Source organism: Kitasatospora sp. NPDC093558 (assembly GCF_040683475.1).
Classification (GTDB): domain Bacteria; phylum Actinomycetota; class Actinomycetes; order Streptomycetales; family Streptomycetaceae; genus Kitasatospora.
Window position 1 is genome coordinate 1 of record NZ_JBFBDY010001112.1, and the last position, 1,537, is coordinate 1,537.

Consider the following 1,537-nt stretch of genomic DNA (forward strand, 5'->3'; position numbering starts at 1 on the left):
GACGGTCGCGTGCCCGCAGAACGGCACCTCGGCGAGCGGGCTGAAGTACCGGACGGTGTAGGCGCCTTCGGCCTCGCCCGGGGTGAGGAAGGCGGTCTCCGAGTAGCCGAGCTCGGCGGCGACGGCGAGCATCCGCTCGGCGGACAGCCCGGTGGCGTCCGGGACGACGCCGGCCGGGTTGCCGCCCTCGGGGCGGGTCGCGAAGGCGGCGTAACGGAGGATCTCGGGAGCGGCTGAGGACGCGTCGTGGGTCATGTCCCGAGGAACGCGGGGCACCGTGATCTTGTTCCCTCCGGTCACCGCAGGACCGCCTCCAGCAGGTCGGAGCCGAGCCGGGCGCTGCCGGCCAGGTCCAGCTCGTACAGCATGTACCGCCCGCGCCGGCGGGTGACCAGCAGCCCGGCCTTGCGCAGCACGGCGAGGTGGCGGGAGACCTCGGGGGCGGAGAGCTGCCAGGCGGCGGCGAGTTCGCCGGTGGTGTGCGGGCCGCGGGCGATCGTGCGGGCCAGGCGCAGCCGGATGGGGTGGGCGAGCGCCTCCAGCCGCTGCTGGATCAGGGCGAGCGAGACCGGCTCCGGCAGCCCGGCCTCGGCGACGGGGTACTGCACGACCGGCCGCCAGCCCCGGGCGTGCACGACGAGCAGGTGGGGGCGGCCGAACGCGGTCGGGATGAAGGTGACCCCGCCGTTCGCGACGCCGCTGGTCGCGTTGTCCTGGAGCTTGTCGATGACGATCCGGCGCCGCCCGTCGGTGCCCTGCTCCAGCGAGACGGACGGCGAGACCGCGGCGAGCGCCTCGTCGGCGCCGCGCAGGCGCACCAGGTCGGCCTTGTGCCGGGCGTCGGCGGCGAGGTCGGGCAGGACGCGCTGCCAGGCGTCGGCGAAGAACGCCGATCGGCAGTCCTCCAGCATCCGCCGCACCAGGGCACGGACGGCGGGCGGGTCGGCCAGCAGCCGGTCGGCGAAGGCGGCCTGGCGGGGGCCGCGGGCCAGGGCGAGCTCGCGGGCGCGCTCGTTCGCGGCGGGGTCGCTCAGCGGGGAGGCCATCTTCCGGGTGAGCCGGGAGGAGCCGCACGTGGTGATGAGCGCGGCGGCGACGTACAGCTCGTCGTCGAGCCGGTCGACGGCGTCGAGCTCCTCGGCGAGGGTGGCGCCGGGCAGGCCGGGCACGAGGAAGTCCGCGCGGGAGGAGCGCCAGAGGAAGTCGGCCTCCAGCAGCCGCTCCGACAGCTCGGGCGGGATCGTCGCGGCGGTGCAGGAGGCCCAGCCGTGCAGCGCGGGGTGGTGCCCGGGCTCGGCGAGGACGTGCAGCATCGCGTTCAGCTCGGCGAGCGGGGACGGGGTGAAGACGAGGCGCTCGTCGGGCAGTCCGGTGATGTCAATCGTCAAACTCACGGAGGGAATCCTCCCACCAGGGGTGAAGCACCCCGCCGTCGTTTGTAGCGGACCGACAAACGACCTTGCCGGGCGGCCGGCCGGCGCGCGCGGGGTCGGCCCAGAGGCAGAAGCAGGAGAAGTCCGACAGCGACCACGCCGCC

Annotated in this window: 2 protein-coding genes; both read right to left on the reverse strand. The window is 75.1% G+C overall.

Going from position 1 to position 1,537, the window contains the following annotated elements:
- On the reverse strand, nucleotides 1-255 hold a 255-nt coding region (locus AB0O00_RS38955), incomplete at its 3' end, for a PhzF family phenazine biosynthesis isomerase (RefSeq protein ID WP_363659408.1).
- Between the two features lie 41 nt (nucleotides 256-296).
- On the reverse strand, nucleotides 297-1,394 hold the full coding sequence (locus AB0O00_RS38960; protein ID WP_363659409.1) for a DUF5937 family protein: 1,098 nt from the start codon (nucleotides 1,392-1,394) through the stop codon (nucleotides 297-299).
- Nucleotides 1,395-1,537: the final 143 nt, after the last annotated feature.